19 protein-coding genes and 3 pseudogenes are annotated in these 26,317 nt (G+C 68.7%); 4 read left to right on the top strand and 18 right to left on the bottom strand.

Features of this window, described 5'->3' with window-relative positions; all coding sequences use genetic code 11:
- Positions 1 to 67 precede the first annotated feature (67 nt).
- On the bottom strand, positions 68 to 928 hold the full coding sequence (locus AB0D34_RS44980; RefSeq protein ID WP_362673477.1) for a bifunctional methylenetetrahydrofolate dehydrogenase/methenyltetrahydrofolate cyclohydrolase: 861 nt from the start codon (positions 926 to 928) through the stop codon (positions 68 to 70).
- A 36-nt stretch (positions 929 to 964) separates the two neighbouring features.
- A complete protein-coding gene (locus AB0D34_RS44975; protein WP_362673475.1) occupies positions 965 to 3,403 on the bottom strand; it encodes an FAD-dependent oxidoreductase in 2,439 nt (812 codons plus the stop codon).
- A gap of 723 nt (positions 3,404 to 4,126) precedes the next feature.
- Between AB0D34_RS44975 and AB0D34_RS44970 the strand changes: the two genes are divergently transcribed.
- Both AB0D34_RS44970 and AB0D34_RS44965 read left to right on the top strand, forming a co-directional pair.
- A complete protein-coding gene (locus AB0D34_RS44970) occupies positions 4,127 to 5,158 on the top strand; it encodes a reverse transcriptase domain-containing protein (RefSeq protein WP_362673500.1) in 1,032 nt (343 codons plus the stop codon).
- Between the two features lie 43 nt (positions 5,159 to 5,201).
- Positions 5,202 to 5,645 (top strand): group II intron maturase-specific domain-containing protein, encoded by a 444-nt coding sequence (locus AB0D34_RS44965; protein ID WP_362673472.1) that lies wholly within the window; start codon positions 5,202 to 5,204, stop codon positions 5,643 to 5,645.
- Positions 5,646 to 5,751: 106 nt separating this feature from the next.
- Here AB0D34_RS44965 and AB0D34_RS44960 read toward each other — a convergent pair whose 3' ends face one another.
- From AB0D34_RS44960 to AB0D34_RS44940, 5 genes are all read right to left on the bottom strand, one after another.
- Positions 5,752 to 6,237: a hypothetical protein gene (locus tag AB0D34_RS44960; protein WP_362673470.1), complete on the bottom strand. Its 486-nt coding sequence runs from the start codon at positions 6,235 to 6,237 to the stop codon at positions 5,752 to 5,754.
- Between the two features lie 287 nt (positions 6,238 to 6,524).
- Positions 6,525 to 7,487 (bottom strand): ABC transporter substrate-binding protein, encoded by a 963-nt coding sequence (locus AB0D34_RS44955; RefSeq protein ID WP_362673469.1) that lies wholly within the window; start codon positions 7,485 to 7,487, stop codon positions 6,525 to 6,527.
- Between the two features lie 13 nt (positions 7,488 to 7,500).
- Positions 7,501 to 9,501 (bottom strand): ABC transporter permease subunit, encoded by a 2,001-nt coding sequence (locus AB0D34_RS44950; protein WP_362673466.1) that lies wholly within the window; start codon positions 9,499 to 9,501, stop codon positions 7,501 to 7,503.
- Entirely contained in the window at positions 9,501 to 10,586 is a 1,086-nt protein-coding gene (locus tag AB0D34_RS44945) for a glycine betaine/L-proline ABC transporter ATP-binding protein (RefSeq protein WP_362673463.1), read from the bottom strand. Before AB0D34_RS44945 ends, AB0D34_RS44950 begins: the two co-directional genes overlap by 1 nt.
- A gap of 20 nt (positions 10,587 to 10,606) precedes the next feature.
- A complete protein-coding gene (locus tag AB0D34_RS44940) occupies positions 10,607 to 12,076 on the bottom strand; it encodes an aldehyde dehydrogenase family protein (RefSeq protein WP_362673461.1) in 1,470 nt (489 codons plus the stop codon).
- A 216-nt stretch (positions 12,077 to 12,292) separates the two neighbouring features.
- Between AB0D34_RS44940 and purU the strand changes: the two genes are divergently transcribed.
- Complete coding sequence (gene purU, locus AB0D34_RS44935) at positions 12,293 to 13,165, top strand: formyltetrahydrofolate deformylase (protein WP_356244695.1); 873 nt, start codon at positions 12,293 to 12,295, stop codon at positions 13,163 to 13,165.
- Between the two features lie 75 nt (positions 13,166 to 13,240).
- Here purU and AB0D34_RS44930 read toward each other — a convergent pair.
- The 3 genes and pseudogenes from AB0D34_RS44930 to betA form a co-directional block, all read right to left on the bottom strand.
- Positions 13,241 to 13,584: pseudogene (locus AB0D34_RS44930) on the bottom strand (alpha/beta hydrolase); the annotation flags it as partial.
- Between the two features lie 46 nt (positions 13,585 to 13,630).
- Positions 13,631 to 14,464, bottom strand: a complete 834-nt coding sequence (locus tag AB0D34_RS44925) for a 5,10-methylenetetrahydrofolate reductase (protein ID WP_362673458.1) — start codon at positions 14,462 to 14,464, stop codon at positions 13,631 to 13,633.
- A gap of 3 nt (positions 14,465 to 14,467) precedes the next feature.
- The gene (gene betA / locus AB0D34_RS44920) at positions 14,468 to 16,135 is read right to left on the bottom strand and encodes a choline dehydrogenase (protein WP_362673456.1); all 1,668 of its coding nucleotides are present in this window, start codon (positions 16,133 to 16,135) and stop codon (positions 14,468 to 14,470) included.
- A 201-nt stretch (positions 16,136 to 16,336) separates the two neighbouring features.
- Here betA and AB0D34_RS44915 point away from each other — a divergent pair, with 201 nt between their 5' ends.
- Positions 16,337 to 17,083: an IclR family transcriptional regulator gene (locus AB0D34_RS44915; protein WP_362673453.1), complete on the top strand. Its 747-nt coding sequence runs from the start codon at positions 16,337 to 16,339 to the stop codon at positions 17,081 to 17,083.
- Between the two features lies 1 nt (position 17,084).
- Here the strand turns inward: AB0D34_RS44915 and AB0D34_RS44910 are convergent, their stop codons facing one another.
- The 8 genes and pseudogenes from AB0D34_RS44910 to AB0D34_RS44875 all read right to left on the bottom strand — a co-directional run.
- Positions 17,085 to 18,215 carry an aromatic ring-hydroxylating dioxygenase subunit alpha gene (locus AB0D34_RS44910; RefSeq protein ID WP_362673451.1) on the bottom strand — a complete coding sequence of 377 codons (1,131 nt, stop codon included), beginning with the start codon at positions 18,213 to 18,215 and terminating at the stop codon, positions 17,085 to 17,087.
- A 148-nt stretch (positions 18,216 to 18,363) separates the two neighbouring features.
- On the bottom strand, positions 18,364 to 19,527 hold the full coding sequence (locus AB0D34_RS44905) for an FAD-dependent oxidoreductase (protein ID WP_362673448.1): 1,164 nt from the start codon (positions 19,525 to 19,527) through the stop codon (positions 18,364 to 18,366).
- A complete protein-coding gene (locus tag AB0D34_RS44900; RefSeq protein WP_059210227.1) occupies positions 19,524 to 19,886 on the bottom strand; it encodes a bifunctional 3-phenylpropionate/cinnamic acid dioxygenase ferredoxin subunit in 363 nt (120 codons plus the stop codon). The genes AB0D34_RS44905 and AB0D34_RS44900 overlap by 4 nt, the downstream gene beginning before the upstream one ends.
- 216 nt (positions 19,887 to 20,102) lie before the next feature.
- A complete protein-coding gene (locus AB0D34_RS44895) occupies positions 20,103 to 20,732 on the bottom strand; it encodes an MBL fold metallo-hydrolase (RefSeq protein WP_362673446.1) in 630 nt (209 codons plus the stop codon).
- Complete coding sequence (locus tag AB0D34_RS44890) at positions 20,732 to 21,817, bottom strand: S-(hydroxymethyl)mycothiol dehydrogenase (RefSeq protein ID WP_362673443.1); 1,086 nt, start codon at positions 21,815 to 21,817, stop codon at positions 20,732 to 20,734. Before AB0D34_RS44890 ends, AB0D34_RS44895 begins: the two co-directional genes overlap by 1 nt.
- A gap of 222 nt (positions 21,818 to 22,039) precedes the next feature.
- Complete coding sequence (locus tag AB0D34_RS44885) at positions 22,040 to 23,800, bottom strand: BCCT family transporter (protein WP_362673441.1); 1,761 nt, start codon at positions 23,798 to 23,800, stop codon at positions 22,040 to 22,042.
- Positions 23,801 to 24,060: 260 nt separating this feature from the next.
- Positions 24,061 to 24,998, bottom strand: a pseudogene (locus AB0D34_RS44880) (chorismate-binding protein).
- Positions 24,999 to 25,080: 82 nt separating this feature from the next.
- Positions 25,081 to 26,225: pseudogene (locus tag AB0D34_RS44875) on the bottom strand (molybdopterin-dependent oxidoreductase); the annotation flags it as partial.
- Positions 26,226 to 26,317: the final 92 nt, after the last annotated feature.

Genomic DNA, 26,317 nt, shown 5'->3' with positions numbered 1-26,317 from the left:
ACGTCTCCGTCTTCTGAAAGGGCTTCTGCGAGGTGCGGATTCTGCGGGTGCTCGGGGACGTGCGCGTTCATAGGGCGGTGGCGTTCCTCTCGGCGGCCTCGACGACGTTGGCCAGCAACATCGCCCGGGTCATGGGGCCCACACCGCCGGGCATCGGCGCGATCCAGTCGGCGACCTCGGCGGCGTCCGGGTGGATGTCGCCGACCAGGCCCTGGTCGGTGCGGGTGATGCCGACGTCCAGGACCGCGGCGCCGGGGCGCAGCATGTCCTTGGTGACCAGTCCGGGCGAGCCGGCGGCGGCGATGACGATGTCCGCCTCTCGGGTGTGCCAGGCGAGACCCTTGGTGCCGGTGTGGCACAGGGTGACGGTGGCGTTCTCGGAGCGGCGGGTGAGGAGGAGGCCGATGGGGCGTCCTACCGTGATGCCCCGGCCGATCACACAGACGCGGGCTCCGGCGAGCGGTACGTCGTGGCGACGGAGCAGTTCCACGATGCCGCGCGGGGTGCACGGCAGCGGTGCCTCGACGCCCAGGGTGAGCCGGCCGAGGTTGACGGGGTGCAGTCCGTCGGCGTCCTTGGCCGGGTCCATTCGTTCCAGTACGGCGTTTGCGTCCAGGTGGCGCGGGAGCGGGAGTTGGACGATGTAGCCGGTACAGGCAGGGTCGGCGTTGAGCTCGTCGATCGTCTCCTCGACCTGCTCCTGTGAGGCGTCGGCGGGCAGATCCCGGCGGATCGAGGAGATACCGACCTGGGCGCAGTCGCGGTGCTTTCCGCCGACGTAGGCCCGGCTGCCCGGGTCGTCGCCGACCAGGACCGTGCCGAGGCCCGGCGGGCGGCCGCTGGTGGCCGTCAACTTGGCCACGCGTTCCGCGAGTTCGCGGCGGATCTCGGCGGCGGTCGCCTTGCCGTCGAGCAGCTGTGCGTTCACCGGCGGTGCTCCTTCCATCGGAGTCGACGCGAGATGTCAGCCACGGAGGCGGGACATGGTGGGGTCGAACAGGGGCTCCTCGGCGACGACCGCCTCGACGCGCTGGTCGAAGTAGCCGATCTGTACGGGCGTGCCGGGAGTGGTGAGCTCGGCCGGAAGCCACGCGTAGGCGATGCCCTTGCCGATGGTGTAACCGTAGGCGGCGCTGGTGACGTAGCCGACCGGGCGGTCGCCGTCGTACACCGGCTCCTTGCCGAGGACGACCGCCTGCGGATCGTCGATGGTGAGGCAGGTGAGCTTGCGCCGTACGTCGGCCTTGCGCCTCTCCAGTGCCGCCTTGCCGATGAAGTCCTCCTTGTCGGCCTTGACGGCGAAGCCGACGCCGGACTCGTAGGGGTCGTGCTCGTAGGTCATGTCGGTGCCGAAGGAGCGGTAGCCCTTCTCCAGGCGGAGGCTGTTGAAGGCGCCGCGGCCGGCGATGACGCCGCCCAGCGGCTTCGCCGCCTGCCACAGGGTGTCCCACAGCTTCAGGCCCTGGTCGGCGGTGGTGTAGAGCTCCCAGCCGAGCTCGCCGACGTACGACAGGCGCATCGCGGTGACGGGCACCGAGCCGATGTAGGCACGCTTGGCGCGGAAGTACTTCAGGCCGTCGTTGGAGAAGTCCTCGTCCGTCAGCGTCTGGAGGACCTTGCGGGCCAGCGGGCCCCACAGGCCGATGCAGCAGGTGCCGGGAGTGATGTCGCGGACCTGGACGGTGCCGTCGGCGGGGAGGTGGCGGGTGAACCAGTCGAGGTCCAGGTTGCCGTTGGCGCCGACCTGGAAGAGGTCGTGGGCGAGGCGGGCGACGGTGACGTCGCTGCGGATGCCTCCGTCGTGGTCGAGCAGCAGGGTGTAGGTGACCGAGCCGACCGACTTGGCGACCTTGCCGGTGCACAGGCGCTCCAGGAACTCGGCGGAGCCGGGCCCGCTCACCTCAAGGCGCTTGAGGGCCGTCATGTCGTACATCGCGACGGTCTCGCGGGTGGCCTGCGCCTCGGCGCCGACGATCGGCGACCAGAACTGCGCGGCCCAGTCGTTCGGGGTGGGGATGTTGCGGCCCTCGACCAGCTGCGCGTTGGCCTCGTACCACTGCGGGCGCTCCCAGCCGCTCGCCTCCAGGAAGAAGGCGCCGTGCTCCTGCTGGCGGGGGTGGAAGGGGCTGGTGCGGATCGGGCGCGGGGCGCCGGACGGCTGGAGGGGGTGGAGGATGTCGTAGACCTCGACGAAGTTCTGGCAGTCGCGGGCCAGGACGTACTCCGGGGAGAGCTGGTGCGGCTCGAAGCGGTTGACGTCGCACTCGTGCAGGTCGAAGGACGAGCAGTGCCCGTCGACCAGCCATTCGGCCATGGCCCGGCCGACGCCCGCGGAGTGGGTGACCCAGACCGCCTCGGCGACCCAGAAGCCCTTGACGTCCCTCGACTCGCCGAGGAGCGGGAAGTTGTCAGTGGTGAAGGAGAACAGGCCGTTGATGCCCTCCTCGACCTTCGCCTCGCGCGTCGAGGGGAGCAGGGACTGGGTCTCCGCCCAGGCCGGCTCGAAGTCCTCCTCGGTGAACTTCAGGACCGAGGGCATCTCTGCGTTCTCGTCGAAGGCGCGGATGTCGTCCGCGGAGATCGGCATCGGACGGTGGCCGTAATAGCCGATGCCGATGCCGTCGAAGCGGTCGCGGTAGTAGAGGTCGGCGTCCTGGTGGCGCAGGATCGGGCGGACCGCCTCCTCCGTCTGGCCGGCGAGGGCGGGTATCGGGCCGGTCCAGGCGAGCTGGTGAGCGAGCGGGGTCAGCGGCAGGTTCATACCGGCCATGCGGGCGATCTTCGGGCCCCAGATGCCGGCGCAGCACACCACGATGTCGGCGGGGATCTCGCCCTGGTCGGTCAGGACACCGGTCACCTCGCCGTCGGCCTTCAGGACGTCCAGGACCTCGTGGCGGGCCAGGAAGCGCACACCGCGCTCGGTGGCCCGGCGGATCTGTGCCTCGACGGCGAGGACCGCCTTGGCGAGACCGTCGGTCGGGACGAGGAGGCCGCCGAGGACCTTGTCACGGTCGACCAGCGGGTGCTTCTCGACGCACTCGTCGGCGCTCAGGATCCGCGACTCGACGCCCCAGGCGGTGATCCAGCCGTGCCGGCGGTGCAGTTCGGTCAGGCGCTCCGGCGTGGTCGCCACTTCGAGGCCGCCGACCTGGAGGAAGCAGGGCTTGCCGTCGACGTCGAGGGAACAGAACTTCTCGACGGTGTAGCGGGCGAGCTCCGTCATGGTCTTCGAGGAGTTCGTCTGGAAGACCAGGCCCGGGGCGTGTGAGGTGGAGCCTCCCGTGGCGGGCAGCGGGCCCTGGTCGACCACGGTCACTTCGGTCCAGCCTCGCGCGGAGATCTCGTCAGCGAGGGCCGCTCCCACGACGCCCGCTCCGATGATCACCACTCGGGGTCCCGCCATCGCCGCACCTCCGAAATTCAAACCGTTGAGTTGCTTTCTGCGCAACGTGCTTCAGGTTGCGCAACTCAATGTGCCCGCCTCGGGGAGGGGTGTCAAGAGCTCAGCACGCAGGGACGTTTAGCTCGATCGTGTGATGGTCGGCTTACGGGCTTACGGCACTGGGCGGCGAACGAGTTAGCGTGGCAGCGCGATCTGGGACCCGCTGGTAACGGCGGGGCGCGAAGCTCGGGGGAGAAGCCCAAGGGCTCCCGTTCCATCCGGGGGTCACAGGCAAGGGGAAGACCGGACGGGGAAGCCCACTGAACCCTCAACGATGCTCCGTGATGGCAAGCCTCGCAGATGGGAAGCATGAGCGGGGTGCAGGGCCGGCCGCTGAGAAGCGGCGGGTGCCGGTCGAAGACTCCGAGTCGGCCGGGAGGACACCACCGCCCCGGGGTAATGAGGGCGCCCACCCCGGTCGCATCTCACGCGTGCGGAACGCGACAACCCCGTTGGGGTCCAGACCTGCTGGTCTGGTCAGCCGACCGTAAGGAAGACCCAACTCCCCAGCGGGTGCAGGACGGTCCAAGAAGCCAACGCCGGCCGCCGAAAGGCAGCAGAAAACCGGGACAGCACCGGCACCTCCGCCGAGTCCCGCATAACTGGCCGGATACGGGCGGATGCCCGACCCGAAAGGGTGCTGACGTGGGCCGGGTGAGCCTGTGAGGAACGCTGTTGAACCCGGTGAACGGACCGGAGGACACTCCGCTCGACTGGGATGCCATCGACTGGCAGGTCCAGGAGGAGTCAGTACGGCGACTGCGGCAGAGAATCTTCACGGCATCGCAGGCAGGGGACCTCAAAAGGGTCCGCAACTTGCAGAAACTGATGCTCCGCTCTCTGTCCAGCACGCTGGTCAGCGTGCGACGGGTGACGGAGATCAACACAGGACGCAAGACGGCCGGGATCGACGGTCAGGTCGTCCTGACCGCCTCGGGCAAAGCGGAACTGGCCCTTCGGGTTCAGCACCGGATCAGCCCGGACAGAGCCCGGCCCGTCAAGCGGGTGTATATCCCCAAGCCAGGCGGCAGGAGACGCCCGCTCGGCATTCCCGTGATCCTGGACCGGGTCGAGCAAGCCCGCGTCTCCCAGGCACTGGAACCGGAGTGGGAAGCGCGGTTCGAGCCGAAGTCGTACGGCTTCCGGCCCGGCCGCAGCTGTCAGGACGCCATCGCGGCGATCTACTGGACGGCCAAGGACAGCAAGGCCCGCCGCCGGTGGGTACTGGACGCGGATCTGGCAGCGGCGTTCGACCGAATCGACCACGACCACCTGCTTCAGCAGCTCGGCACATTCCCCGCGCGGGAACGGATCGGGCAGTGGCTGCGAGCAGGTGTGGTCGAGGAAGGCCGGTTCACGCCAACCGAGGAGGGAACTCCTCAAGGCGGCGTCATCAGCCCTGTGCTCCTGAACATCGCCGTGCATGGGATGGAGACGGCTGCGGGAGTCCAGTACCGGCAGACCGGACGCCGTGCCGGTGACACCATGCCGGGCTCCCCGCTGCTGGTGAGATACGCCGACGATCTCGTCGCCCTGTGCCATTCACGGGAACGGGCCGAACAGGTCAAGGCCCGGCTTGCCGAGTGGCTGAGGCCGAGGGGACTGGTCTTCACCGAGGACAAAACGCGCGTCGTCCACCTCGAAGAAGGCTGCGACTTTCTCGGCTTTCACCATCCGCCGCTGTCACGGCAAGCTGCTGATCAAGCCCAGCCGTGAGGCCGTCAGACGGATCCGGGGCAGGTCGGCCTACTACCGGAGCGTGGTCGCCAGCGAGGTCTTCACCACGCTGGACGACTACATGTGGAAGCTCACCTACAAGTGGGCGACCCGCGCGCACCCGAACAAGCCCCGGCACTGGGTCACCACCCGGTACTACGGCACGTTCAACAAGTCCCGGCAGGACCAGTGGGTGTTCGGTGACCGCGACAGCGGCGCCTACCTGCTGAAATACGCCTGGACGAAGATCGTCCGACACCAGATGGTCCACGGCTCGGCCTTCCCGGACGACCCTGCCCTGGCGACCTACTGGGCCGAACGGCGCCGCACCAGCCCACCGCCGTCGATCAACCGTGCCACCCTGCGCCTGCTCCAGGCACAGAACGGGCAGTTTCTGATCTGCCGGGGACCGCTGCTGCACGCCGACGCTCCGCCGTCCAGCCCCACCGAGTGGGAACTCCACTCGTCCTGCACTGCACGCCTGTGAGCCTCTCGGGCTTGCTTGAGCCGAGCTGCGGGGAAAGCCCGCACGGCCGGTTCCGAGGGGGACCGCCGCAGCAATGCGGCGGTCCTACCCGACTGGCCGGGTACAACTAGCCGACGCAGTGTTCGCCCTTCCAGGGCCAGTTGAAGCTTCCAGGCTTGACCAGGGCGACGTTCCAGTAGGGAAGAGCCGCGCAGGAGTCGATCCACAGCTGGGTCGCCGGGAATCTCCCGGCGGTCTTGCTGTTGAACAGAAGTGGCCCACCGGAGTACTTATAAATCTTGACGTTGTGGTCGGACGCGAGCGTGATGTAGGCCTTGGGCTGAGCCGACGTCACGTGATTCGGTCCGAACTCAGCCTTTAGAACACCTTTGTAGTAGATGAGCGCGTTGGCATACTTGCCCATGCAAAGCTTTGCGACAGCCCCGCGCTGCCCCTTAGTGGACACGATGCACTTCCCGACGGTCAGCTTCTGACCGAGGTTCAAGTGGTACTGCCCAGCTGCAGCGTCAGCCTGAGTGGCCGGCGTGAAGATGGATGTCCCAAGCAGAATCCCGGCAATCAGAACGCTCCGCGTATATTTGCGAATCCCCACGTCTCCCCGTTTCCGAATGAATTTGGGTTTGGTCGTAACCGTGTGTCATTCCGGACGAGATCTTACCGGGGAGACGCCTTCACCGCGGACCTCGGAAATCATTTTTGCCGCAGCTTGACCTTTTTGCCGCAGCTTGACCATTTTGCCGGCGGCCACGCTCCAGGTGAGGATTTCATGTTGGAATTCGAGAGGAATCGCGGGCGAAATAGGTTGTTCTCCGGCAGTTCACGCAACACACCCACGGAGCCTTGGCCGGAGAACAACCACATCAGCGGCGGACGCCGACGCTACTTGAGCCAGGCGTCGACCTTGTCCTTGTTGGCCTCGACCCACTTCTTGGCCGCCGCCTCGTCCGTCATCTTGTCCTGCGCGATGTACTTGGCGACCTCGTTCTGGTCGTCGTTCGTCCAGTTGAAGTTCTTCACCAGGTTGTAGGCGGGGCTGCCGGACTTGGCGAACTTCGCACTGACGATCTTGTTGAGCTTGTACACGGGATAGTCGCAGGCGACCTTCGCCGCGTCGGCGTCACAGCCGTCCTTGTACGGGGGCAGGCTGACCTTCTTCAGCGGGACCTCGGACAGGAACCACTGCGGCTCGTAGAAGTAGCCGATCACCCACTGCTTGTTCTTCTCGGCGGTGCGGAAGGCCTGGATCAGCGCCGTCTCACTGCCCGCGTACACCACCTTGAAGTCCAGCTTCAGGTTCTTCACCAGCGCCTCGTCGTGGGTGACGTACGACGGGTCGCCGTCGAGGAGCTGGCCCTTGCCGCCCGACTCGGACGTCTTGAACTTCGACGCGTACTTGTTGAGGTTCTTGTAGTCGAGGATGTCGGGGTGCGCCTTGGCCAGCCACGGCGGCACGTACCAGCCGATGAGGCCTTCGTTGCCGGTCGGGCCGGCGTCCACGGCGGTCTTCTGCTGGTCGATGTACTTCTTCACCAGGTCGGGGTGGCCCCAGTTCTCCAGGACCGCGTCGACCTCGCCGGAGCCGAAGCCCTGCCAGGCGATCTCTTCCTTGAGGTTCTTCTTGTTGACCGTACAGCCGAGGTTGTGCTGGGCGACGTACGCGACGACCGCCGCGTCCGCCTCGTAGCCCACCCACGGGTTGATGGCCAGATTGAAGGTGCCGCACTTGCCCGAGCTTCCCGAGCCCGCGGAGGAGCTGTCTCCGACCTTCGCCCCGCCGCACGCGGTGAGGGTGAGGCCGAGGACGGCCAGGCCGGCCGCGCCGGCTCGCCAGTGTCTTGCCATGGTGTCGTGCTCCTTAAGCGGTGGCGCGGCGCGCCGCGGCCTGAGTGATCCGGTCGAACATGACTCCGAGAAGGACGATGGCCAGACCCGCGGCAAGCCCCTTCCCGTACAGCTCCCCCCGTGAGAATCCGGCCACGACGTCGTAGCCGAGGGCGCCCGCACCTACCAGGCCGCCCACAACAACCATCGACAGCACGTAGATCAGGCCCTGGTTGGTCGCAAGCGTCAGGGCACTGCGTGACATCGGCAGTTGAACCTTGGTGATGATCTGCCAGGTGTTGCACCCGGCGGAGGTCGCCGCCTCCACGGTGGTCTCGGGCACCGCCCGGATCCCGTCCGCGATGATCTTCATGGCGACCGGGGCCCCGTAGACGATCGCGGCGACGATGGCCGTGAAGCGGGTGGGGCCGAACAGCGCGAGGAACGGCACGAGGTAGACGAAGGGCGGCATGACCTGGGCGGCGTCCAGGGTGGGCCGGATCAGCCGGTCCACCGTCATGCTCCGCCCCATCCACACCCCGAAGACGATGCCGAGCGCCATCACCAGGACCGTTGCGACGAGCGTCGAGGCCAGGGTGGTCATGGCGTCCGACCACAGACCGGTGCCGACCAGCAGGCCCACGCACACGGCTGTGGTGACCCCGGACTTCCAGCCGCCGAGCACCACGCCCAGCGCCACCAGCACCGCGCCGACAAGCCACCACGGGGAGTCGGTGACCAGCGTCTGGAACGGGTTGAGCAGGCCGTTGGTGATGACGTCACGGATGGCGTTGGTGACGCCCGAGAGGCTGTCCTGCGCCCAGTTGGTCGCGCTGTCCGCCGCGCTCGCGATGTGGCTGCCGACCGTGCCGTCACCGGGGAAGTCGGCCGCCCACAGGTAGGTGTGCGACAGATAGATCAGGACCGCCGTGACGGCCGCACCGGCGCCCAGCAGCGGCCGCCGCCACTTCAGGAGGCGGTTCTTGGAGCGCCGCGCGTTCTCCTCGCGGGCGGCGGCCGCGGTGGTCACCCGGTCCAGGACGATCGCCATGACCACGATGGCGAGGCCCGCGTTGAAGGCCGTGCCGACGTCGAGCGACTGCAGCGCCTGCAGGACGTTCACGCCGAGGCCCGGCGCGTTGATCAGGGCCGCGATGGTCACCATGGCCAGGGCGGCCATGATGGTCTGGTTGACGCCCATCACCACGGTCCGCTTGGACATCGGCAGCAGGACCTTCAGCAGCGACTGGCGGCGGGTGGCGCCGAGGGAGTCGGCCGCCTCGACCGTCGTCTTGGAGACGTTGCGGATGGCGTGCGCGGTGATGCGGATTGTCGGCGGGGCCGCGTAGACCGCGGTGGCGATGGTGGCGGAGGCGCCGCCGATGAGGAAGAACAGGGTCAGCGGTGCCAGGTAGACGAAGGTCGGCATCGTCTGCATGAAGTCCAGGAAGGGCGTGGCGATCCGGTTGAACCGGTCCGACAGCCCGGCCCACACCCCGAGCGGGATCGCGAACAGCAGCGCCACAAACACCGCGGAGAGCGTGAGGGAGAGGGTGTCCATGCTCTCCTGCCACAGCCCCTGCAGCCCGAAGAAGGTGAACCCGGCCACGGTCAGCAGCGCGACCCGCCAGTTGCCCACGGCCCAGGAGACGTAGCCGGCGATGCCGACCACACCGAGCCAGCCGATCTCCGGGACCGGGCGGGCCCCGGAGGGCTGCGAGATCAGGTGCTGGATGAAGGTCACCAGGTTGTCGATGACCAGCCGGATCTCGTTGAAGAAGTACAGGAAGAGCGGGTTGGAGTTGCGGTTGGCGCCGATGGAGTCGTTGAAGTCGTTGATCCACCGGTGCAGATCGGTCAGGTCGGCCGCCGCCAGCGACAGCGTCTGCTTTCCGCGCAGTACGGCGAACAGCACCAGCCAGACGACCACGATCGCGCCGACCACCATGGGCCGGCTGATCCTGCGCGCCGCCTTGACGGGAGCGACCGGCTCTGCGGCCTCTGTTTTCTCGGGCTTCGCCATGACGACGGTCATCAGGCGCCGCCTTCCTGCCCGGCGACCACCGCGAGGATCTCCTCGTCGCCGACTATGCCGAGCAGCTTGCCGTTCTCGACGACCTTGACCGGCTTGTCGGCCGCGAGCACCGCCCGGGTGGCCTCCTTCACTACGACGTCCGGACCGAGCTCGGGGCCGTCCAGGGCGTCCCCGTCCTCCGGCGGGCGCATGATCCAGCGCAGGGTGAGCACGTCGCCGCGCGGCACGTCCTTGACGAACTCGCGGACGTAGTCGTCCGCCGGGGCGCCGACGAGTTCGTCGCCGGTGCCGCACTGGACCATCTTGCCGTCGCGCATGATCAGGATGCGGTCGCCCAGTTTGAGGGCCTCGGAGAGGTCGTGGGTGATGAACACCATGGTCTTGCCGACCTCGTGGTGCAGGCGGATGACCTCGTTCTGCATGTCACGGCGGATCAGCGGGTCGAGCGCCGAGAACGGCTCGTCGAAGAGGAGCACGTCCGGGTCGCCGGCCAGTGCCCGGGCGAGGCCCACGCGCTGCTGCATGCCGCCGGACAGCTGGTCGGGGTAGGAGTTCTCGTAACCCGCGAGGCCGACCAGCTCGACGACCTCCTGGGCCCGCTTGTTGCGCTCGGCCCTGCCCATGCCGCGGATCTCCAGACCGAACGCCACGTTGTCCAGGACGCGGCGATGGGGCAGCAGTCCGAAGTGCTGGAAGACCATGGAGAACTTGCGGCGGCGCAGGTCGCGCAGGCGTTTCTCGTCGGCCTGGCGGATGTCCTCGCCCTCGAAGACGATCTCACCGGCGGTGGGTTCGATCAGCCGGGTCAGACATCGCACCAGCGTGGACTTGCCGGAGCCGGACAGGCCCATGACGACGAAGACCTCGCCGGGCGAGACGTCGAAGTGAACGTCTCGGACGGCGGCGGTGCATCCGGTGCGGTCCATGAGCTCGCGGCGGGTGAGGCCGCACAGCTCCTCGGAGTCCGGGACCTGGTCGGCCTTCGGCCCGAACACCTTCCACAGCCTGCGCACGGAGATGACCGGGGTGGAGCCCGAGTCCTGGGGCGTGCCGCGCCGCTGCGGCACCTCGGTCTGTGTGGTCACGTTCGACCTTCTTTCGGCGTTCAGCCGCGGAACCAGCGCTGCGGCCGAGGTTGGATGTTCTGCCAGATGTGCTTGGGCTCGCGGTACTCGTTCAGGCCGGTCGGTCCCAGCTCCCGGCCCACGCCCGAGTGCCCGAAGCCACCCCATTCCGCTTGCGGCACATAGGGGTGGTAGTCGTTGATCCACACCGTGCCGTGGCGCAGCCGCCGGGCGACCCGCTGCGCCTTCCCGGCGTCCTGCGTCCACACGGCTCCGGCGAGCCCGTACTCGGTGTCGTTGGCGATACGTACGGCATCGTCCTCGTCGGTGAAGCGCTCGATGGTCAGCACGGGTCCGAAGGACTCCTCGTGCACCACCCGCATGTCCTGCGTGCACTCGTCGAGCACGGTGGGCGGGTAGTAGTGGCCGTCTCCCAGCGCGGGATCGTCCGGCCGTGCACCGCCGCAGCGCAGTACGGCGCCCTCGGCGATCCCCGCGGCCACGTACGCCTCGACCTTCGCCAGGTGCTGTGCTGAGATCAGCGCTCCCGTCTCGGCCTCGGCGTCGAAGGGGCCGCCGAGCCGGATCCGCCGGGCGCGCCGGACGATCTCGTCGACGAGCCGGTCGTGCAGCGAGTCCTCGACGATCAGCCGGGCACCGGCCGAGCAGACCTGCCCGGAGTGCAGGAAGACGGCCGTGAGAGCGAAGTCCACGGCCGTCTCGAAGTCGGCGTCGGCGAAGACGACGTTGGGGTTCTTGCCGCCGAGCTCCAGCGCGACCTTCTTCACGGTCGCGGCGGCGGTCGCCATGATCCGCTTGCCGGTCTCCAGGCCCCCGGTGAAGGAGACCATGTCGACACGGGGGTCCTCGGAGAGCGGCGCACCCACCTCGGGCCCGGTACCCAGGACGAGGTTGGCCGCGCCGGCGGGGAGCCCGGCCTCCGCCAGCGCCTTCATCAGCAGGATCGAGCTGGAGGGGGTGAGCTCGCTGGGCTTGAGGACGATCGTGTTTCCGGCGAGCAGCGCCGGGGCGACCTTCCAACTCGCCTGCAGCAGAGGGTAGTTCCAGGGGGTGATGAGCCCGCACACACCGACCGGCTCGTAGACGACCCGGCTCACGGCGTCGTCGCGGCCGGTGTCGATCACGCGGCCGGCGTCGGTACCCGCGAGGCCGCCGTAGTAGCGGAAGCAGGAGACGACATCGGCGATGTCGTACTCGCTCTCCACCAGCCGCTTGCCGGTGTCCAGGGACTCGGCGCGGGCGAACGCCTTGGCGTCCCGCTCCATGATGTCCGCGGTGCGCAGCAACAGCGCGCCGCGCTCACCTTCCGGGGTGTTCGGCCAGTGGCCCGCGTCGAAGGCGCGGCGGGCCGCTGCGATCGCGGCCTCGGTGTCGGGGCGAGTCGCCTCCGAGACGGTCGCCGCGAGGGTACCGTCGGCGGGACATCGGATGTCCCGGTGCCCACCGGCGAGCGGATCCCGCCATTCGCCATCGACATACAGGTCTGCCACGCGCCGAGCCTTTCATTGGAATCGTTGCGCATCGTGCACCGTATTGCTTGTGGTGGAACACAGTGGCGAATGGACAGACCGGCGTCAAGAGGTTGACGGATGACGATTTCACCACGCGCAGCTTTACTCGCCCACTCTTGACCACGGGCGACACCGAGCCGACCATGTTGCGTATCGCTCACCTTGTTGTGTAATACGCACCGACGGAGGCCGCACATGTCCCCTCGCCCGCAACCTGGCCGTGAGTACGTCCTCACCCTCTCCTGTCCTGACAGCGCGGGACTGGTTCACGCCGTGAGCGGCTTCCTTGTCAGGAACTCCGGAAACATCCTGGAAAGCCAGCAGTTCGACGACCGACTTCAAGGGCGCTTCTTCATGCGGGTCCACTTCGACGTCTCCGATCCGAACGTCAAGCTGGAGGTTCTGCGCTCCAGGTTCGGCCCGGTCGCCCAGGCCTACGGCATCTCCTGGACCCTGAACGAAGCGGCCACACCGACCCGGACGCTGATCATGGTGTCGAAGTTCGGCCACTGCCTGAACGACCTGCTGTTCCGGCGGCGCACCGGCGCGCTCAACATCGAGATCCCGGCGATCGTCTCCAACCACCGCGACTTCGAGAAGCTCGCGGAGACGTACGGCGTCCCCTTCCACCACATCCCGGTGACCAAGGAGACCAAGGCCGACGCCGAGGCACGGCTGATGGAACTCGTGCGGGAGCTGGACGTCGACCTGGTGGTGCTGGCCCGCTACATGCAGGTTCTCTCCGACGACCTGTGCAAGCAGCTGGAGGGCCGCGCCATCAACATCCACCACTCCTTCCTCCCCAGCTTCAAGGGCGCACGCCCCTATGACCAGGCGTACCAGCGCGGAGTCAAGCTGGTCGGCGCGACGGCGCACTATGTGACGTCGGACCTGGACGAGGGGCAGATCATCGAGCAGGACGTGGTTCGCGTGGACCACTCGCTCGACCCCGGCGACCTGGTCACGGTCGGGCGGGACGTGGAGGCGCAGGTCCTCGCGCACGCGGTGAAGTGGCACAGCGAGAGCCGCGTGATGGTGGACGGCAACCGCACGGTGGTCTTCCGCTGATTCGTATACGAGAAGGGCGGGACCGGAATCCGGTCCCGCCCTTCTCGTATGCGGCGCCGGGCGCACCGGAACAGGTCACAGGGGCTGCTGGAGAGACGCGATGAGCGCGGCCGTGAGCTCCGCGGGGGCGTCCTCCTGGACCAGGTGGCCGGCGCCTCAGACGGGTTCGAAACGCGCGCCGGGGACGAGAGCTGCGAGCTCGCGCCCCTTCGCCACCGGGATCCAGGTGTCGTCCTCGCCCCCGCCGGGACCGCTGGCGGAGGTGACGTACTCACGCCCCAGGGCGGCGTGCAGCACGGGCGGCAGCCGCTCGAACACGTCGGCGTTCTCGCGCGGACCACGAAGAACGGCGAGCCCCACGGCGCCGGCGCGACCGGGTCCACCAGGGCCCGTGCCCGGTACCGGGCGCCGTACAGCAGGACGACCGGCGGCCGGCCGGGGTCCCCCAGCCGGCCCCAGCGGACATCAGTCCACCCGGTCCAGCAGCGCGCGCCGCCACCGCTCGGTCTCGGCGATCTGGTTGAAGGTGAACAGATGCAGCCCGGCAACTCCCGCCTCGGGCAAGGTGAGTTGCTCGGCGCTGCGGGTGAGCAGCCGCTCTGGCGCGTACCCACCGGGGGCCGCGAAGCGCAGGAACCAGGTGGGGTGCCGGGTAAGGAAGCGGGTCGACTCCCCCACCCCGATCTTCGTGGCCATCGCCAGCAGTTTCGCCCGCTGCACGGGCCCCGCGACGCCCACATGAACCGGCAGGGTGACGTCCCTGCGCCGTATACGAACGAGCCACTCTCCCAGCACCCGCGGGTCGAAGCACAGGTTGCTCACGATGTACGTGGCGTGCTCGCGCTTGTCCCACATCGCCTGGACGGTGAGGTCGTCGTGGAGGAGCGGATGGCTCTCCGGGTAGCCGGTGACGCCGACCCTGGCGAAGGGCCTGCCCAGCTCGCCCAGCCTGCGCAGGACCGGCAGGGCGCCCTCGTAGACCCCGGCCGGCGGATCGGAGTCACCGGCCGGCACGAAGACGTCGTCGATGCCCGCAGCCCGCAGCCGGTCGACGACGTCCTTGAGGTGGACGTCATCGCGCAGCAGCCGCGCCGGCACGTGCGGGACGACCCGGTACCCGTGCGCGGCGAGCCGGCCGGCCAGGTCGAGGGTCGGCTCCAGGCCCTTGACCGGCGACGCCGTCACGGTGACGACGACGTCGCGCGGGACATGGGCGAGGACCTTCTCCTCGGTCGACTTCGCGGGCAGCACCTCGTAGCGGACGCTGTTCAGCAGCGCCCGGAGCCCTGTGGCGCCCAACTCCTACTCCGCCTGCTTCTGGACGTGAGGGTGGCGGTAGTACGCGGCCTTCGACGGCGCGAGCGGCTCCTTGCCGAGGATGAGGTCGGCCGCCTTCTCCGCGATCATCATCACCGGCGCGTAGATGTTGCCGTTGGTGACATAGGGCATCACGGACGCGTCGACGACCCGCAGCCCCTCGACCCCGTGCACCCGCATGCTGGCGGGGTCGACGACGGACATCTCGTCGGTGCCCATCTTGCAGGTGCAGGACGGGTGCAGGGCCGTCTCGCCGTCCTTGGCGACCCAGGCGAGGATCTCCTCGTCGCTCTCGACGGCCGGGCCGGGCGAGACCTCCCCGTCGTTGTAGGGGGCCAGGGCGGGCTGGTTGAGCAGCTTGCGGGCCACCCGGATCGCCTCGACCCACTCGCGGCGGTCCTGTTCGGTGGACAGGTAGTTGAAGCGCAGGGCCGGGTGCTCGTTCGGGTCCTTGCTCTTGATCTTCACCGAGCCGATGGCGTCGGAGTACATGGGCCCCACGTGCACCTGGTAGCCGTGTCCACCGGCCGGCACCGAGCCGTCGTAGCGGACCGCGATGGGCAGGAAGTGGAACATCAGGTTGGGGTAGTCCACGTCCTCGTTGCTGCGCGCGAACCCGCCCGCCTCGAAGTGGTTGGTGGCGGCGGGGCCCTTGCGGAACAGCCACTGCAGGCCGATGAAGGGGGCACGCCACTTCGCGAGATACGGCTGCATGGAGACGGGCTGCTTGCAGGCGTACTGGATGTAGACCTCCAGGTGGTCCTGCATGTTCTCGCCGACGCCCGGCAGGTCGTGGACGACGTCGATGCCGAGCGCGCGCAGCTCCTCGGCGTTGCCTACGCCCGACAGCTGCAGCAGCTGCGGGGAGTTGATCGCGCCGCCGCACAGGATGACCTCCTTGGCCCGCACCTGCTGGACGGCTCCGCGACCGCGCCGGTACTCCACTCCGACGGCCCGCTTGCCCTCGAACAACACACGGGTGACGAGAGCGCGGGTCCGCACAGTGAGGTTGGGACGCTTGCGGACGGGCTTCAGATAGGCCTTCGACGCCGACAGCCGGCGCCCGCGGTGGACGTTGCGGTCGAACTTGGCGAAGCCCTCCTGCCGGTAGCCGTTGACGTCGTCCGTCGGCGCGTACCCGGCCTCCTCGGTGGCCTTGAGGAAGGCGGCGAAGAGCGGATTGGATGCCGGACCGCGCTCCAGAACGAGCGGGCCGTCGTGGCCGCGGAACTCGTCGTCCGGATCGGCCGCCAAACAGTTCTCCATGCGCTTGAAGTACGGCAGACAGTGCGCGTAGTCCCAGCTCTCCATCCCGGGATCGGCGGCCCAGCGCTCGTAGTCCATGGGGTTTCCGCGCTGGAAGATCATGCCGTTGATGCTGCTGGAGCCGCCCAGCACCTTGCCGCGCGCGTGGTAGACGCGTCGGCCGCCCATGTGGGGCTCGGGCTCGGACTCGTACTTCCAGTCGTAGAAACGGCTGCCGATCGGGTAAGTCAGCGCCGCGGGCATGTGGATGAAGACGTCCCACGGGTAGTCCGATCGGCCGGCCTCAAGGACCAGCACCCGGTTGCCCGGGTCGGCGGAGAGCCGGTTCGCCAGTGCGCTGCCGGCCGATCCACCACCGACGATGACGAAGTCGTACTGCAGAGCCATGGTGCCTCGTCTCGCTCGCTCCGTAGATATGCGAGGCATGCTAAACCCGGTAGCGCCATACGCACCAGGTTGCGAAGAGCGCAACTTGAGGATCTTGATTTCGGCGGCGTTACTTGCAGTGGTGTTGTTTACTACGAGTATAGTTTCACTGTGAGCAACTACAGCCCGGACTCAGAAACGTCGAATTCACATGCCGGCGGCGTGCAGTCGGTGGACCGCGCCATCAGCGTCCTGGAGATCCTCGCTCAGCGTGGCGAGGCGGGCGTCAGCGAGGTGGCGGGCGAGATCGAGGTGCACAAGTCGACCGCCTTCCGGCTGCTCGGCGCTCTGGAGGCGCGCGGTCTGGTGGAGCAGGCCGGCGAGCGCGGCAAGTACCGCCTCGGCTTCGGCATCGTCCGCCTGGCCGGCGCGGTCACGGGGCGCATCGACATCACTCAGCAGGGCCGCCCGGTGTGCGAGCGTCTCGCCGAGGAGATCGGCGAGACGGTCAACATCGCGGTGATGCAGGAGCACTACGCGATCAACCTCTACCAGGTGCGCGGCCCGGGCGCAGTCACCGCACACAACTGGGTCGGCCAACTGACCCCGCTGCACGCGACGTCGAGCGGCAAGATCCTGCTGGCGTACCTGCCTGCCAAGGAACGGGCCGCACTGCTGGCAGAGGCCGGCCTCAAGAAGGTCACACCGCACACCATCACCTCGAAGGCGAAGCTCGAGAAGAACCTCGCCGAGGCGCGGGAGGCCGGCTACGCCTGGACCAAGGAGGAGCTGGAGCTCGGCCTCCACGCCATGGCTGCGCCGGTCCTCGACCGGGACGGAGAGGTCATCGCGGCGGTCACGGCCTCCGGGCCCGCGTACCGGTTCACCGAGGAGCGGATGCGCGAGCTCGCCCCGGTGCTGATCAAGGGCGCCGAGGAGATCAGTCACCGGATGGGCTACCTGGGCTGAGTCACCCCTGAGGGGTGCCCAGGCGCTCGTTCACCCAGTCGTGGAACGCACCGATGTGGTGTTCGCTGGGCACCAGCACGCCACCCTTCGCATACATCCGCGAACTCATCCCGGGCTGGGTGCGCTCGCAGGCGTCGAAGTCCTGCTGGTTGACCCGGTGGAAGAGTTCCACGGACCGGGTGACGTCCTTGCCGCTCTCGACGACGTGCGGGAGGTACAGCCAGTCGCACTCGACGATCGTGCGGTCCGCGGCCACCGGGTACATCCGGTGGAAGATCACGTGGTCGGGCACGAGGTTGATGAAGACCTGCGGCCGGACGGTGATCGCGTAGTACCGGCGGTCCTGGTCGTCGGCGACACCCGGGATGCGGTCCAGCCCCTCCGAGCCGTCGACCGTGAAGCCCTGGACCTCGTCACCGAACTCCGCGCCGTGACCCACGTAGTACTGGGCGGCGTAGCCGTCCGCGAACTCCGGGAGCACCTCGGTGAGTTCGGGGTGGATCGTGGCGCAGTGGTAGCACTCCATGAAGTTCTCGATGATGAGCTTCCAGTTCGCCTTCACGTCGTAGACGATCCGCTTGCCGACAGCGAGGTTCTCGATGCCGTAGCGCTCGATGGATTCCACGTCGCCGAGTCGGGTGACGATCTCGCCGATGACCTCCTCCTCGAAGGAGGGCGGGTTCTCCGCGAGACAGACCCACACATAGCCGAGCCACTCGCGCACGGCCACGCTCACCAGTCCGTACTCGGTACGGCCCACGTCGGGCATCTTGGTGAGGTTGGGCGCGGCGACGAGCTTGCCGTTCAGGTCGTACGTCCAGGCGTGGTACGGGCACTGGAAGGCCCTCTTGACCTCGCCGGTCTCCTCGGTGCAGAGCTTGGCGCCGCGGTGCCGGCACACGTTGAAGTACGCACGGATGCCGTTGTCCCGGGCCCGGGTGACGAGGATGCTCTCGCGGCCCACGTCGACGGTGCGGAAGGCGCCGGGCTTGGCCAGCTCGGAGGCCCGCGCGACGCAGAACCACATGGTCTCGAATATGTGCTCCTGCTCCTGGGCGAAGAACTCCGGGTCCGTGTAGGAGGAGCCGGGGAGAGTGGCGATCAGGCTGTCCGGCAGACTGGTCGAGGTCACGGTGCACTCCTCGGGAGAACGTCGTGGAGGGGTCATTCACGCGCCGGGAAGAGCGACTCCGGACGGGTGTTGTACATAGAGCAACGCTGCGTGCTATATGCAACGCAGCATGGGATGCCGCTGGGGCGGTGTCAAGATGCGGGCGGCGTCAGGATGCGGTGGCGACGAGCTGCTTGCGCCACCGCGTGAACAGCCGCGGCTGGTTCATCCCGAGCACGGCGACCGGGTTCCCGGCCCGCCGGTAGACGGCCAGGACGTCGCGTTGGTCCGCGGTGCCGGCCTCGACGGTGACGGTGTCGGCGCCGACCGCGTGACCCGCGAACTGGATCTTCACTCCGTACTGGTCGGACCAGAAGTACGGGGGCCGGGGCACCCCCGGTTCTACCGCACCGCCCGCCAGCAGGGTGGCGACCGCGGCGTCGGGCCGTTCCCGCGCGCCGGTCCAGTGCTCGACGCGGCGATGCAGGCCCGCGCGCGGGTCGTACCAGTTGGCACAGTCGCCGACCGCGACCACGCCGGCCAGGCTGGTGCGGCCGTCGGCGCCGCACTTGACGCCGTCGTCGAGGGCGATGCCGGAGCCTTCCAGCCACTCGACGTTCGGGCGGGCGCCCACACCGACGACGACGATGTCGGCGGGGACGGTGCGGCCGTCCTCCAGCAGGACGGCGTCGACGCGGGTCTCCCCGCTCAGCCCCTTGACGCCCACACCGCACTCCAGCCGTACGCCGTGGTCGGTGTGCAGAGCGGAGACGATGGCGCCCATGGTCTCGCCGAGCGGTCCGGCGAGCGGTGTCGGGGCGGCCTCGACAACGGTCACGTCGAGGCCGAGGGCGTACGCGGTGGAGGCGACCTCGGCTCCGATGAAGCCGCCGCCGATCACCACCAGCCGTCCTCCGCGGGACAGTTCGTCCCGCAGGGCTCGGGCGTCGTCCAGGGTGCGCAGGGTGTGCACTCCGGCCAGACCCTCGGAGCCGGGCAGTGTGCGTGCCGCTGCGCCCGTCGCGATGACGACGCCGTCGGCCTGCACCTTCCGTCCGTCGGCGAGCCGCAGGGTGCGCGCCGCGTGGTCGAGTGCGGTGGCACGGACGCCGAGCAGCCACTCCGCCCGGAGGTCCTCGCCGTCGGCCTCCAAGGCGAGTTCGGCCTCGCCGAGTGTGCCGGCCAGGAACTCCTTGGACAGCGGGGGCCTGTCGTACGGACGGTGGAGTTCGTCCCCGATGACGACCAGCCGACCGTCGTAGCCCTGCTTGCGCAGTGAGCGCGCCGCCGACAGTCCGGCCAGCGAGGCGCCGACCACGGCGACCGTCCTCACGCGGGACCCCCGGCAAGCCGGGCCGAGATGCAGGGCGGCAGGTTGGGCGCGTCGGTGGACACGCGGACGTAGATCATGCCGTCCTCGACGAGGATCTCGTGCGTCCGGACCGGGAGTTTGGCCGGCGGGGCGTCGACCGCGCCGGTCCTCAGGTCGAACTTGGAAGCATGCAACGGGCATTCCACCTCGCAGCCCTCCAGCCAGCCGTCGGCGAGCGACGCGTCCTGGTGGGTGCAGGTGTCGTCGATGGCGAAGAGTTCGCCGTCGTCGGTGTGGAACACCGAGACCGGCGGATCGATGTCGAGCCGGTGGGCCTCGCCCGGGGGGAGATCCTCAAGACGGCACGCGGGAATCATCATGACACCTCGGGTGCGTATAGCGAAACGGATTGCGGTAAGCGCAACATCAGTCTGAGGTCGGCCTGAACCCTTGTCAAGGCATTCAGAGGCCACTCTGAGGCCGTTCACTTTGTTGCGTAATAAAAAACTCAACTCACATAGGGAAACGGCAGCCCGCCACATCGGCTCGCGGCGCGGCGAGCCGAGGGCGGGCGCTCAACAGGGCGCCCGAGGGCGTCAGAAGCCGCGGTCTATCCATTCCTGCAGGTGCGGGGCCTCGGCGGCGATGCTGGTCGGGTCTCCGTGGCCGGTGTGCACGACGGTGTCTGCGGGCAGCGTCAGCAGCCGGCCCCGGATCGACTCGACGATGGTCGGGAAGTGGCTGTACGACCGTCCTGTCGCCCCTGGCCCGCCGGCGAACAGCGTGTCGCCGCTGAAGAGCGCCGTGAGGGCCGGGGCGTACAGGCAGACCGCCCCGGGGGCGTGGCCCGGCGTATGCAGCACGGTCAGCTCGACACCGGCCACCGAGAGGCCCTGGCCGTCGGTGAGTTCCGCGTCCGGCGCCCGGTCGGGGTGGGTCTGCTTCCACAGCGGCAGGTCGTCCGGGTGGAGCAGGACCGGGGCGCCCGTGCGCGCCGCCAGTTCGGGCGCGGCGTCGATGTGGTCGTTGTGCGCGTGGGTGCACACGATCGCGATGAGGCGCCGGTCGCCGACGGCCTCGGCGACGGCGTCGGCGTCGTGCGCGGCGTCGATGACGATCGCCTCGCTGTCGTCGCCGACGATCCACACGTTGTTGTCGACGTCCCAGGTGCCGCCGTCCAGCGAGAACGTTCCCGAGGTGACGAGGTGTTCGATGCGGGCGGCCATCAGAAGACCACCACCGAGCGCAGCACATCGCCGCCGTGCATCCGCTCGAAGGCCTTCTCGACCTCGTCCAGCGCGATCGTCTCCGTGACGAAGGCGTCCAGGTCGAGCCGGCCCTGGAGGTAGAGGTCGATGAGCATCGGGAAGTCGCGGGAGGGCAGGCAGTCGCCGTACCAGGAGGACTTCAGGGAGCCGCCGCGGCCGAAGACGTCCAGCAGCGGCAGTTCGAGCTTCATATCCGGGGTGGGCACACCGACCAGGACCACCGTGCCGGCGAGGTCGCGGGCGTAGAACGCCTGCTTGTACGTCTCCGGGCGGCCGACCGCCTCGATGACGACGTCGGCGCCGTGGCCGCCGGTCAGCTCCCGGATCGCCTCCACCGCGTCGGCGTTCTTCGAGTTGACGGTGTGGGTCGCGCCCAGCTTCGCGGCGGTCTCCAGCTTGCGGTCGTCGATGTCGACCGCGATGACCTTCGCCGCCCCCGCCAGGTTCGCCCCGGTGATCGCCGCGGCCCCGACACCGCCGCAGCCGATGACGGCGACCGAGTCACCTCGCCCGACGTTGCCGGTGTTGATGGCCGCTCCGATGCCCGCCATGACACCGCACCCCAGCAGACCGGCGGCGGCCGCCGACGCGGTCGGGTCGACCTTGGTGCACTGCCCGGCAGCGACCAGCGTCTTCTCCGCGAAGGCGCCGATACCCAGCGCCGGCGACAACTCGGTGCCGTCGAGCAAGGTCATCTTCTGCTTGGCGTTGTGGGTGTTGAAGCAGTACCACGACTCCCCGCGCCGGCAGGCACGGCACTGACCGCACACCGCACGCCAGTTGAGGATCACGAAGTCGCCCGGCGCGACGTCGGTGACCCCCTCCCCCACCGACTCCACGACACCCGCGGCCTCATGGCCCAGCAGGAAGGGGAAGTCGTCGTTGATGCCGCCCTCGCGGTAGTGCAGATCGGTGTGGCAGACCCCGCAGGCCTCGATCTTCACCAGCGCCTCACCCTGGCCCGGGTCAGGCACGATGATCGTTTCCAGGCTGACGGGGGCGCCCTTGCCCCGCGCGACGACAGCACGGACCTGGTGCGTCATGGCCACTCCTCGGCTGGTCGAGACTTGAATCAGATGTTGCTCATTACGGCACACATCTCACGTGTCGCAACACAGCATCGTTGAGCGCCGACCGGGGGTCAAGCAGCGCGACGAGGTTCCCGCAGCCGACCGGGATCGCGGCCGGAGCAGCACGAACGCCCGGCGGGGCCGTGGCCGACCAAGTCGGTGCCACCACCCCGCCGGGCGCAGGTCCGGCCGCTCTCAGAGAGCCGGGGTGGAAGTGGACTGCGCGGGTTGTACGGACTGCTGGGAGTGGTCGGCGTTCGTGCCGTCGGAGGGCGCGCAGGGACCGATGCGGAGTTCGAAGTCGCCGTCGTACTTCTCATGGCCGGCGATGACGGCCGATTCGACGACTTCCTCGCCGATCCGCCCGCGGATGATGAGCGGATCCTGGCGCAGGTCCCGGGTGAGCGCGATGCACAGGCCGACCATCACCAGGGTGAAGGGGGCCGCCGCGAGAATCGTGAGGTTCTGCAGGCCGGTGAGCGCGTCACCCTTGCCTCCGCCGATGAGCAGCATGACCGCGGCGACCGCTCCGGTCAGCACGCCCCAGAAGACGACGACACCCCGCGTCGGTTCCAGGGATCCGCGCTGCGAGAGCGTGCCCATCACGATCGAGGCGGCGTCTGCACCGGAGACGAAGAAGATCCCGACGAGGATCATCACCACCACGCTCGTGATCGTGGCCACCGGGTACTGCTGGAGCACGTCGAAGAGCTGGCCCTGGGCGGTCGAGGCGTCGCTGAGACGCTTCTCGTCCTGGAGGTGCATCGCCGAGCCGCCGAAGACGGCGAACCACAGCAGGCTGACGCTGCTGGGCACCAGGATCACCCCGCCCACGAACTGCCGGATGGTACGGCCCCGGCTGATGCGCGCGATGAACATGCCGACGAAGGGCGTCCAGGAGATCCACCAGGCCCAGTAGAAGACCGTCCAGCCGGCCAGCCAGTCGGCGACGCCCTCACCGCTCGACGCCTCGGTACGCCCGGCCATCTGGGTCAGGTCGCCGAGGAACGCGCCGATCGAGGTGGGCAGCAGGTCGAGGATGAAGATGGTCGGTCCGACCAGGAACACGAAGACCGCCAGGGTCACCGCCAGCACCATGTTGATGTTGGACAGCCACTGGATGCCCTTCTCGATCCCGGACACCGCCGAGGCGACGAACGCCACGGTCAGCACCGCGATCACGACGACCAGCAGGCCGGTGCCGACGGATCCCAGCCAGCCCAGTTCGGTGAAGCCGCTGCCGATCTGCAGGGCGCCGAGCCCCAGGGAGGCGGCGGAGCCGAAGAGGGTGGCGAAGATGGCGAGGATGTCGATGATCCGGCCACCCCAGCCGTTCGCCCGCTCCTGCCCGATCAGCGGGGTGAACACGGCGCTGATCAGTTGCCGGCGGCCGCGCCTGAAGGTGCTGTAGGCGATGGCCAGACCCACGACCGCGTACATCGCCCACGGGTGGAGCGTCCAGTGGAAGAGGGTGGTGGCCATGGCGGTCTCCATGGCCTCGTGGGCGTCGGCAGGGTCGGTGCCCGGCGGCGGTGTGACGAAGTGCGACAGCGGTTCGCTCACGCCGTAGAACATCAGGCCGATGCCCATGCCCGCACTGAACATCATGGCTATCCACGAGACCGTGCGGAACTCGGGCCGCTCCCCCTCCTCGCCGAGGGTGATCCGCCCGTACCGGCTCATGGCCAGCCACAGGGCGAAGACCACGAAGCCCGAGGCGGCGAGGACGAAGGCCCAGCCACCGTTTCGGATGGTCCCGTCGAGGAGCTTGCCGGACACGCTCTCCAGCGAGTCGGTCGCGGTGGCCCCCCACACGACGAAGGCGAGGGTGAGGGCCGCGGCGACACCGAAGACGACCAGGTCGGTCCGGGGGCCGGCGGATACCGCTGGGCTTCCTGGCAGATCCGCGTCGACGGGATGGCTGCGGCTCCCGTCTCTTTCGCGGGCGTTGTTCATCAACTCGTCCTTTCCACAGACGGCGGTGGAGTCGTTGTCGCGGACGGCGGCAGGGGAACTCGTCGGTGCCGCCTGACCGACTGACACGCCGGAGCGGATGGGAGAACGACGAGAGAAGGAGTGGCGGAGCGGCCGCCGACATGCGTTGTTGCGGATAATGCAGTGTGATTCACTATGAGCAACAACCCTCAAGGCCTTGGGGAGGGCTGTCAAGGGGGCGGACGTGCAGAGTTTCCCTACCGCAACCCAAACGGTCACCTTTAACGGCAGCGAAACGGAGCCCCGGCAGGGAGAACCGTCAGCAACCGCCGCGCTTTCAGCCGCGTCTCGGCCCACTCGCGCTCGGGGTCGGAACCCCAGGTGATCCCCGGCCCGGTACCGAAGCGCAGTGACGGGACGCCGACAGCAGTGCGGTCGATCCAGAACGTCCGGATACCGACGGCGAGTTGAGCCGTGGAGCGTTCGGCGTCGACCCAGCCGACCGCACCGCAGTACGGGCCGCGCGGCGCGGTCTCCAGCGCCGCGATGATGCGCGGCGCACAGGTCGGGAACGGTCACCGAGCCGGTGGCGCACACACGTCCCAGGTCGTTGCGGACCAGGTCGACGATCATGACGTTCTCGGCGTGGTCCTTCTCCAGAAGGTCCGCGGCGGTCCGGCCGCTGCCCTTGGTGGGGCCCGACTCCACCGTACGGCCGTCGCGGCGGAGGAAGAGCTCGGGCGAGGCCGTCGCGATCTCCACACCGTGCGCCGGAAGGCGGACCGTGCCGGCGTACGGCGCCGGGTTGCCCCGGGCCAGTAACGCGGTGAGGGCGTCGGCGTCCGCCCGTTCCGGGTCGGGCAGCGGCGCGGACAGGACCCGGCACAGGTTCGCCTGGTAGACCTCGCCGGCCGCGATGTGCTTACGGCAGCATCGATTATGCGGCTCCGCCGCGGGGCCGGACCCCGGCGATGTAGGCGGCCCGGTCGAGGGAGGACGTCCAGGTGTCCGGATCCGGGCCGCGCCACGCCGCGGGTTCGGCGGTGGGCACGGGCGCACGGCGTACGTCCCCGAAACGCGCGCACACCAGGCGCCCCTCGAAGTCGGCGACGACGGCCCAGGAACCGGTGGAGTCCAGGGCCGCGGGATCACTGGTCACGTCCCGGAGATCGGTGGCGAGGAGGTCGCCGAAGCGCGCCATCGGGGCAGCGTCGTACAGGGGGCCGCCCACCGGTCACCGCCTCTCCGGCAGGGAACGGTCGGCCGGCGGGCCGATTCACACCCGCCGGGCGAGAAGTGGTCTATGAGTCGGCGGACCGCGGTTCCAGCCGGACGACGACGGACTTCGACGTGGGGGTGTTGCTGATGGCCGCCGTGGAGTCCAGCGGTACGAGGACGTTGGTCTCGGGGAAGTAGGCGGCGCAGCACCCTCGGGGCGTCGAGTACGACACGGTCCGGAACGAGGGCGCCCTGCGCTCCACTCCGTCGCCGTACTCGCTGACGATGTCGACGAGGTCCCCGTCGGCGAGGCCGCGCTCGGCGAGGTCGTCGGGGTGCAGGAAGAGGACCCGGCGGCCAGCTGTCGACGGCGTCGTGCCCGTGGTGCCGCGGCGGCGTGAAGGCGAACTCGGCGCCGAGCGCGTCCAGGAACGCGTCGTCCGGCTTCTCGTAGATGCCCATCGTGCGGTCGCCCTGCACATTGGAGTGGCCGCGCACCGGGCAGAGACCGGCGCCGGGGCGACCGATGTTGCCGCGCAGCAGAAGGAAGTTGACGACGTCACGGATGGTGGGCACGGAGTGCTTGTGCTGGGTGAGTCCCATCGCCCAGCAGACGACTATCTTCTCGGCGGCCAGTACCTGGTCGAACGCTTCCCGGATCTCCGCCTCGGGCAACCCGGTGGCCGTAAGGATCTCGTCCCACGACGCCTTGCGGGCGTGCTCGGCGAACTCCTCGAAGCCATGCGTGTACCGCTCGATGAAGGAGGCGTCCAGGGTGCCGGGCGTCTCGTCCTCCGCCTCAAGCAGCATGCGGTTGAAAGCCTGGAACAGCGCCTGGTCGCCGCCCAGCCTGATCTGGAGGAACTGGTCCGCCAGCTTGGTGCCGCCGCCGATGACACCGGAGGCCTTCTGCGGGTTCTTGAACCGGAGCAGCCCCGCCTCGGGCAGCGGGTTGACGGCGATGACGCGGGCACCCTGCTGCTTGGCCCTCTCCAGCGCGGAGAGCATCCGGGGGTGGTTGGTGCCGGGGTTCTGGCCCACCACGAGGATGAGATCGGCCTCGTAGAGAATCCAGGCTGACGCTGCCCTTGCCGATGCCGATGGTCTCCACAAGGGCCGAGCCGCTGGACTCGTGACACATGTTGGAGCAGTCCGGCAGGTTGTTGGTACCCAAGGCGCGCACGAAGAGCTGGCAGAGGAACGCGGCCTCGTTGCTCGCCCGCCCTGAAGCTTCCCCTTGATCGTGGACACCTGGAGACTGGGATCTTGAGGTTCCAGAGGAAGTAGCACCAGGTGGGAAGCAAGTACACGAAGCGGTAC

The sequence above is a fragment of the Streptomyces sp. NPDC048420 genome (assembly GCF_040651535.1).
In the GTDB taxonomy this organism is placed as follows: Bacteria; Actinomycetota; Actinomycetes; order Streptomycetales; family Streptomycetaceae; genus Streptomyces.
Note: the sequence above shows the minus strand (reverse complement) of the source record. Positions and strands in the feature narration are given on the sequence as shown.

Excerpts from the sequence above, each read along its gene's own strand:
- AB0D34_RS44975 (WP_362673475.1), bottom strand. The coding sequence starts at position 3,403 with ATGGCGGGACCCCGAGTGGTGATCATCGGAGCGGGCGTCGTGGGAGCG.
- AB0D34_RS44955 (WP_362673469.1), bottom strand. The coding sequence starts at position 7,487 with ATGGCAAGACACTGGCGAGCCGGCGCGGCCGGCCTGGCCGTCCTCGGC.
- AB0D34_RS44950 (WP_362673466.1), bottom strand. The coding sequence starts at position 9,501 with ATGACCGTCGTCATGGCGAAGCCCGAGAAAACAGAGGCCGCAGAGCCG.
- purU (WP_356244695.1), top strand. The coding sequence starts at position 12,293 with ATGTCCCCTCGCCCGCAACCTGGCCGTGAGTACGTCCTCACCCTCTCC.
- betA (WP_362673456.1), bottom strand. The coding sequence starts at position 16,135 with ATGGCTCTGCAGTACGACTTCGTCATCGTCGGTGGTGGATCGGCCGGC.
- AB0D34_RS44900 (WP_059210227.1), bottom strand. The coding sequence starts at position 19,886 with ATGATGATTCCCGCGTGCCGTCTTGAGGATCTCCCCCCGGGCGAGGCC.
- AB0D34_RS44895 (WP_362673446.1), bottom strand. The coding sequence starts at position 20,732 with ATGGCCGCCCGCATCGAACACCTCGTCACCTCGGGAACGTTCTCGCTG.
- AB0D34_RS44890 (WP_362673443.1), bottom strand. The coding sequence starts at position 21,817 with ATGACGCACCAGGTCCGTGCTGTCGTCGCGCGGGGCAAGGGCGCCCCC.
- AB0D34_RS44885 (WP_362673441.1), bottom strand. The coding sequence starts at position 23,800 with ATGAACAACGCCCGCGAAAGAGACGGGAGCCGCAGCCATCCCGTCGAC.